This window comes from Streptomyces sp. NPDC004752 (assembly GCF_053601275.1).
In genome coordinates this window covers 24,967-32,378 of record NZ_JBSGBN010000108.1, presented here as the reverse complement: position 1 = coordinate 32,378, position 7,412 = coordinate 24,967, and the positions used below count along the sequence as shown (strand labels likewise).

The following is a 7,412-nucleotide window of genomic DNA, read 5'->3' as shown; positions in this document are numbered from 1 at the left end:
TGAGCCAGGACGAGTAGGTGGGCGTGAAGTGCATGTGGAAACGGGGGTGGGCCTCCAGCCACTTGCGAATGGCCGGGGCCTTGTGGGTGCTGTAGTTGTCGCAGATCAGGTGGACGTCGAGGTGAGCGGGCACCTCCTTGTCGAGTTTGGCGAGGAACTTCCTGAACTCGGCGGCGCGGTGGCGGCGGTGAATGGAGCTGATCACCTCACCGGTGGCCACGTCGAGAGCGGCGAAGAGGGTGGTGATGCCGTGACGGACGTAGTCGTGGGTCCGGCGCTCGGGCATGCCCGGCATCATCGGCAGCACCGGTGCCGAGCGGTCCAGCGCCTGTATCCGGGCCTTCTCGTCGACGCACAGGACCAGGGCCTTCTCCGGCGGGTCGAGGTAGAGGCCGACGATGTCGCGGACCTTGTCGACGAACTGCGGGTCGTTGGACAGCTTGAAGCTGTCCACCTGGTGCGGCTTGAGGCCGAAGGTCCGCCAGATCCGCCCCACGGTGGACTTCGACAAGCCGCTCTCGGCCGCCATGGAGGATCGCGACCAGTGCGTGGCGTCCTTCGGGGTGCGCTCCAGCGTAGCCACGACGAGTGCCTCGACCTCCTCGTCGGAGATCTTGCGCGGGGCACCGGGACGCGGCTCGTCCGCCAGGCCGTCCAGACGCGACTCCAGGAACCGGCGGCGCCACTTTCCCACCGTCTGCGGCCAGACGCCCAGTTCGGCAGCCACCTGCTGGTTCGACTTCCCCTCCGCACAGCCCAGCACGATCCGGCACCGCTGGGCCAGAGCCTGAGCCGAGGTCGCCCGCCGCGACCAACGCACCAGCGTCTCGCGCTCGTCGTCGGTCAACGTCACCTCGGCCACCGGCCGTCCCATGCGCGCCATGCGAGCAAGGCTACACATATTCAACGAACTTCAGGCGCAGGACACTAGTACTCCGGTGCGGTTTCGTGGTCTGTCCAGCAGGTTCGGTGGCGGTTCGTCGTTGGTGGTGGCTGTGCCGGGCTGTTGCCTGGTGGCGTCTGCGCGAGATTGACGAGTGCGGCAGCCTGGCAGCGGTCACGGTCGGAGGGTCGAGGGCGATGGTGAACAGGTGGCGGATTTTGGGACGGTCAGGGAGATCGGTCCGCTGTTGCGACGGTGAACAGGTGGAGGTGTTCGTCCGTGCCGATGTGGATCCAGGCCCAGTCGTGGTAGCGCGGGCCCTGCGCCCCACGGCCGGCGCTGTGCCGCTGCCAGGCGGTGGTGGGCGGCCGTCCGGCGACGGTGTCCACGCGGACGGGAGTACGGCCCTGGTTGATCCGTATCCGTGCCGGGCAGGCGACGGCCCGCCCGCAGCCGGTCTCGCTCGCTTCCAGGGCGGCACGGAGCTGCGGGTCCTGGCTGTAGGCTTCGTCGCCGGTCATCCGTAGTGCCTTCACTCCGGCGTCCAGTGCGGCGGCGGTCATCTTCCGGGCCGGGCGGGGCTGGGCCGTGAACTCCACTCCGCCGGGTGTCCCGGCCGCCGGGCGGCGTTCGGGACCGGAGCACCAGGACTGCTCGGGCAGGTAGCGACGGTCGATCAGTGCCCGTCCCCGGCTGGTGGCGCAGGCGAGGAAGACGCCTGCCCGGGAGCTCTCGATGCGCCCGGCGGTGCCGGTGTACTGACGCCGCACGCCGGCCGAAGCCTGGCCCTTCTTCACGAAGCCGGTCTCGTCCACGATCAGCACCGTGTCCTCGGCGCCGAGGTGCCCGACGGCGTAGACGCGGACATCGTCGCGGACGGCATCGGCGTCCCAGCATGCGCGGCGCAGCAGCCTCTGCACCGGCCCCGGCCGGGCCAGACCAGCCTGCCCGGCCAGCTGCCAGCAGTTCTTCCGCTCCGCCTTCGACAACAGCCCGAGCAGACAGGCGCGGGAACCTGCCCGGGGTTCAACTCGGCCGAAGCGGCCCGCGATCCGGGCCATGGCCCGGTCGACCAACTCCCGTCGGCGGGCTGGGTCTCGCCATGGTCCGCGGTCACCGCACGAACGTCGTTCGTCCACACACCAACCGATGATCACGCGGTGGCCCTACCCGCTCCCAGCCGAGTCCGCACCAAGACCGCGAAGTCAGACCGGAGCACCAGGCCGACGGAGCGGTGGTCCGCGCCGACCGCCGTGCCTCAGCGCTGCAGTTCCTTTCTGATCCGCTCGAGCATGTACGCCGACGACTCCCGGGCCCGCTCCTCCCAGGCGAAGACGCAGGCGGTGGCGACGCCGTCGAAGCCCAGCTCGCGCAGGGTGGTGAAGAAGGCGTGCCAGTCGACTTCGCCCTGGCCGATGTCGAGGTGCTGGTGGATGCGGGCAGGGGTGCCGGGCGGGTTGAGGATGTAGCGCAGGCCGGAGGAACCCTTGTGGTTGAAGGTGTCGGCGATGTGGACGTGCTGCAGCTTGTCGCCGGCGTAGCGGAGCATGGCCGCGATGTCCCCGCCCGGGTCGGATGCGCCGGACAGGTGGAAGGTGTGCGGGGCGCAGTACAGGTAGTTCACCCACGGCTTGTTGATCGCGCGGACCAGGTCGACCGCGGGGGCGTTCTCCTCGCAGAAGTCGTCGGGATGGGCTTCCAGATTCAGCGCGATGCCCGCGCGCTCCAGCTGCGGCAGCAACTCGTCCAGCGACCGCCAGAAGGCCGCCTCACTCTCCGCGGCATGCTCCGGGCGGCCGTTGAACTCCGAGTTCATCAGCGGGCATTCCAGCTCCGCCGTGATCTCGATCATCCGCCGCCAGCAACGGACCGCCGCCTCCCGCTCGGCGTCATCGGGAGACGACCACCTGTACAGCGGCAGCACCGACGACAGCTGCACGCCATGCGTGCGCAGCGCCCGCCTCAGCTCGGCGACCCGCGCGTCGTCGGCCCGTGGGTGCAGGAAGAAGGGCATGAAGTCGACGCGCGGCGACAGCTCGATGTAGTCGTAGCCGAGATCCGCGACCGTGCCGACCATCGTGTCCAGCGGCAGTTCGCGGAGCATGTACGGGTCCAGGGCGATCTTCATACGATGCCTCCGTAGAGCGCGGGGCGGGGCTTGATGTCGACGGCGACGAGCACGCCGCCGGATTCCAGTGACCGCACCGCGGCGTCGGTGATGACGGCGGCGGCGTAGCCGTCCCACGCCGACGGCCCCGGCGGCTCCGCGCCGGCGCCGACCGACGCGGCCCACTCCCGCAATTCGGTGTCGAAGGCGTCCGCGAAGCGGTCCTTCCAGTCCTGCAGCACCTCGGTGCTGTGCCGGCCGGCGGTGCGCACCGGCGGCGCCGCCGGGTCCGGCAGCCGGACCAGGCCGTCCTCGCCCACCACCTCGCACTGGATGTCGTAGCCGTACTGGCAGTTGACGAAGACCTCGAGGTCGATACGGACCCCGCTGGCCGTCTCGAACAGCATCAGCTGCGGGTCCTGCAGGTGCGCAAACCGCTTGGTCGTGGCGCGAGGGGTGAGCACCTGCACGGATGCCATCTCGTCGTCCAGCAGCCACCGCAGCGTGTCGATCTCGTGCACCGCGGTGTCCTGAGCGGCCATAGCCGATATGTAGCTGTCCGGCACGGTTGGGTTGCGGTGGGCGCAGTGCACGAGCAGTGGTGCGCCCAGCGCGCCAGCCGCGATGATCTCCTTCATGCGGCGGTAGCCGGCGTCGAAGCGGCGCATGAAGCCGACCTGCACCAGCCGGCGGCCGTGCGCGCGCTCGGCCTCGACGATGCGTTGGCAGTCCGCCGCCGTGGTGGCGAGGGGCTTTTCGCAGAACACCGGCTTGCCCACGGCGATCGCGGCCAGGACCTGCTCGGCATGGATGGGACCCCAGGAGGTGACGACGACGGCGTCCACGTCCGGGGACGCGACCAGATCCGCGCCGGTGGGCAGGACGGCGGCGCCGACGGGCGCGGCCGCCGCGTGGGCCCGGGCCGGGTCGATGTCGGTGACGGCGGTGACGGCGGCGCCGGTGACCACGCCGGTGAGGCGCCGGATGTGGTCCTGGCCGATCATTCCGGCGCCGATGACGCCGATGCGTACGGTCATGAGGACGAGTTTCCTTCCGGATGTTCAGGAGTAGCGGGTGCGGAGTTCGGCCTCGACGGCATCGAGGGTGCGGCCCTTGGTCTCGGGGACGTAGGCCTTGACGAAAGCGAGGGAGACAATGCCCGCGGCCACGAAGAGGAAGAAGGTGCTGGAGATGCCGGTGCCGAAGGCGCGCATCCTCATAGGGAAGATCTCGGACAGCATCAGCCAGGTGACCGGGGAGACGGCGCCCTGCTGGAAGGCGAGGAACGTCACGGTCATCGCCAGCACGGAGATGACGCCGTTGCCGATGTTCGCCGTCAGCGCGCTGTCCGCCGCGGAGCCGGTGTCCATGAGGATCTCGGTGCCGTAGTACATGATCGTGTTGACGCCGGTGATCCGCTGCACGATCGCGATGCCGAAGCCGGTGAGCATCAGCTTGCGCAGCCACGGCACGGACTTCATGTCCTGCCAGCCGCCGAGCTTTCCTGCTCGTCCTTGACGGCGAGCGCGGACACCTCTCTCAGCTCGGCCTCGGCCCTGGCCTGCGCCCTGACCTGCTGCAGCACCTGCAGCGCCTCGCCGAAGCGGCTGTGCGCGGCCAGCCAGCGGGGCTCTCGGGCATCACGAGCATGCCGAACCAGAGCACCACCGCGGGCAGAGAGGCGACGACGAGCATCCACCGCCACACCCCGCCGGAAGCGAACTGGTGACCATGCCCTCGGTGACCGGGGTGAGGCCCAGGTCGTCCTTCATGTACGGCGGGGCGCCGTTGATGACGCCGGTGTCGTAGCCGAGGAGCAGCCCGCCGAAGGTCGCGATGACAGTGATCAGCCGCAGCCGCGGGGAGACCTCTTTCGGCGGCGCCCTGGCCACGGCCGTGGCCCTGGCGGCGGTCGCTTCGTCTCTGACGTCCATGACCGCCGCCTATCGCTCGCAGAGTGGGCGGCGGGTGCCGGTCAGGCCGCTGGCGGCCAGGTGCTCGCGCGTGCGCACGGCGATGGGCAGCGGCACATCGGGGGCACAGGGGTAGAGGTCCTGCTCGACGATGACGAACAGCTCGGCGTCGAGGCCGGCGAGCGCGGCGACGACGTCGGCGGGCTTGGGCACGCCGGCCGGCGGGGTGACACAGACGCCGCGTTTGACGGCTTCGCCGAAGGAGAGATCTTCGGCGGCGACCTGGGCCAGGACGGCGGGGTCCATCTGCTTGATATGCACGTAGCCGACCCGCTCGCCGTAGCGGCGGATCAGGTCAAGATTGTCGCCGCCCCCGTAGGCGACGTGCCCGGTGTCCAGGCACAGGTTGGTGTAGCGGGAGTCGGACTCGCTCAGCAGCCGTTCGATCTCCGGCTGGGTCTGGATGTGGCTGTCGGCGTGCGGGTGCAGCACGAGCCGGATGTCGTACTCGTCAAGGAGTAGCTTGCCGAGCCGGTCGGCGTTGCGCCCGAAGCCCGCCCATTGGTCCGCGGTCAGCTCGGTCGGCTCGGTGAATGCGCCGGTCTTCTCGTCCCGGTACATGGGCGGGATGAAGACGAGGTGGTGGGCGCCGGAGGCCGCGGTCAGCTCCGCGATCTGGCGGATGTGGGCGACGGTGTCGTCCCACAGCTCCGGCCGGTGCAGGGCGCCGAAGGCGGTGCCGCCGGAGACCTGCAGGCCGCGCGCGTCGAGCTCGTCCTTCAGCTGCTGCGGGTCGGTGGGCAGATAGCCGTACGGGCCGAGCTCCAGCCACCGGTATCCGGCCTCGACCAGCTCGTCGAGGAAGCGGGTGTAGGGGACCTGATGCTCGTCCTCGGGGAACCAAACGCCCCAGGAATCGGGGGCCGAGCCGAGGCAGAGATTGCCGGCGGTGGTGCGCAGAGAGGTAGGCGCCGTTGCCATGGTGCTGCTCCTGGAGGTCAGCTGGAGGTGGGGAAGGTGAAGCCGGCGTCGACCGACTGGGCCGGCCGACGCCAGCGGGTGGTGACGACCTTGGGCCGGGTGTAGAAGCGGAGGCCCTCGGGGCCGTGGATGGGGAATTCGCCGATGAGCGAGTCCTTCCAGCCGCCGAAGGAGTAGTACGACATCGGCACGGGCACCGGCACGTTGACGCCGATCATGCCGACCTTGACTCGGCGCTGGAAGCGGCGGGCGGCCTCGCCGGAGGCGGTGAACAGGGCGGTGCCGTTGCCGTACGGGTTGGCGTTGATCAGCTCGACGGCGGCATCAAGGGAGTCGGCCCGTACGACGGCGAGGACCGGACCGAAGAGCTCCTCGCGGTAGGCGTCCATCTCGGCGGTGACATGGTCGAGGAGGGACGGACCGGTGAAGAAGCCGTCCTCGTGACCGTCGACTTTCAGGCCGCGGCCGTCAACGACGACGGTGGCGCCCTGGGTGGCGGCGGTGCCGACGGCCGTTTCGATACGCTCCTGGGCGGCCTTGGTGACCAGCGGGCCCATCTCGGTTCCGGGTGCGTCGCCGGGACCGACCCGCACCTCGCGGGCCTTGCGCTCGAGCACATCGACCAGGCCATCGGCGGCGTCGCCGACGGCGACGGCCACGGACACTGCCATGCAGCGCTCGCCGGCCGAGCCATAGGCACCTGCGGCGAGATGGTTGGCGGCGAACTCCAGGTCGGCGTCCGGCAGGACCACGGCATGGTCCTTCGCACCGCCCAGGGCCTGGACGCGCTTGCCGTGCGCGGTGGCCTGCTGGTGCACGTACCGTGCGATCGGCGTGGAGCCGACGAAGGAGACCGCCTCGATACCGGGGTGGGTGAGAATTGCGTCGACCGCGTCCTTGCCACCGTGGACGACGTTGAACACGCCGTCCGGCAGCCCCGCCCGCCGGTACAGCTCGGCGACGAAGTTCGCCGCCGACGGGTCGCGCTCGCTCGGCTTGAGCAGGAAGGCATTGCCGGTGGCGATGGCGATGGGATGCATCCACAGCGGCACCATCGCCGGGAAGTTGAACGGCGTGATGCCCGCGACCACCCCCAGCGGCTGCCGGAAACTGTGCACATCCACGCCGCGGGAGACCTGGTCGGAGTAGCCGCCCTTGAGGACATCGCCGAGGCCACAGGCGAACTCGACCACCTCCCGGCCGCGCACAATCTCGCCCCGGGCGTCGTCGACGGTCTTGCCGTGTTCAGCCGAGATGATCCGGCCCAGCTCCTCCTCGTGCTCCAGCAGCAGTTGCCGGAAGGCGAACAGCACCTGCGTGCGCCGCGTGAGCGAGGATTCCGACCATGTCTCGAAGGCCGCCGCCGCGGCGCGGACCGCCGCGTCGACCTCGGCCCGGCCGCCGAGCGCGACGCGGGCCTGCTCGGCGCCGGTGGCGGGGTTGTACACGGGCGCGGTTGCCGCTGCGCTGCCGGGGACGGCCGAGCCGTCGACCCAGTGCGGGATGGTCTTCACGTGAGGGTTCCTTG

At 70.1% G+C, this 7,412-nt stretch carries 6 protein-coding genes and 1 pseudogene; all 7 read right to left on the bottom strand.

Features of this window, described 5'->3' with window-relative positions; all coding sequences use genetic code 11:
* The coding region (locus ACWEKM_RS33980; RefSeq protein ID WP_451625112.1) for an IS630 family transposase at positions 1–883 on the bottom strand (883 nt) is incomplete at its 3' end.
* A gap of 227 nt (positions 884–1,110) precedes the next feature.
* Positions 1,111–1,944 carry an IS701 family transposase gene (locus ACWEKM_RS33975; protein ID WP_451625111.1) on the bottom strand — a complete coding sequence of 278 codons (834 nt, stop codon included), beginning with the start codon at positions 1,942–1,944 and terminating at the stop codon, positions 1,111–1,113.
* A gap of 197 nt (positions 1,945–2,141) precedes the next feature.
* Complete coding sequence (locus ACWEKM_RS33970) at positions 2,142–3,011, bottom strand: sugar phosphate isomerase/epimerase family protein (protein WP_451625110.1); 870 nt, start codon at positions 3,009–3,011, stop codon at positions 2,142–2,144.
* Positions 3,008–4,027 carry a Gfo/Idh/MocA family oxidoreductase gene (locus ACWEKM_RS33965; RefSeq protein ID WP_451625109.1) on the bottom strand — a complete coding sequence of 340 codons (1,020 nt, stop codon included), beginning with the start codon at positions 4,025–4,027 and terminating at the stop codon, positions 3,008–3,010. Before ACWEKM_RS33965 ends, ACWEKM_RS33970 begins: the two co-directional genes overlap by 4 nt.
* A gap of 24 nt (positions 4,028–4,051) precedes the next feature.
* Positions 4,052–4,924, bottom strand: a pseudogene (locus tag ACWEKM_RS33960) (MFS transporter).
* 9 nt (positions 4,925–4,933) lie between these two features.
* Positions 4,934–5,884 (bottom strand): TIM barrel protein, encoded by a 951-nt coding sequence (locus ACWEKM_RS33955; RefSeq protein ID WP_451625108.1) that lies wholly within the window; start codon positions 5,882–5,884, stop codon positions 4,934–4,936.
* A gap of 17 nt (positions 5,885–5,901) precedes the next feature.
* Positions 5,902–7,398, bottom strand: a complete 1,497-nt coding sequence (locus tag ACWEKM_RS33950) for a CoA-acylating methylmalonate-semialdehyde dehydrogenase (protein WP_451625107.1) — start codon at positions 7,396–7,398, stop codon at positions 5,902–5,904.
* Between the last annotated feature and the right edge of the window lie 14 nt (positions 7,399–7,412).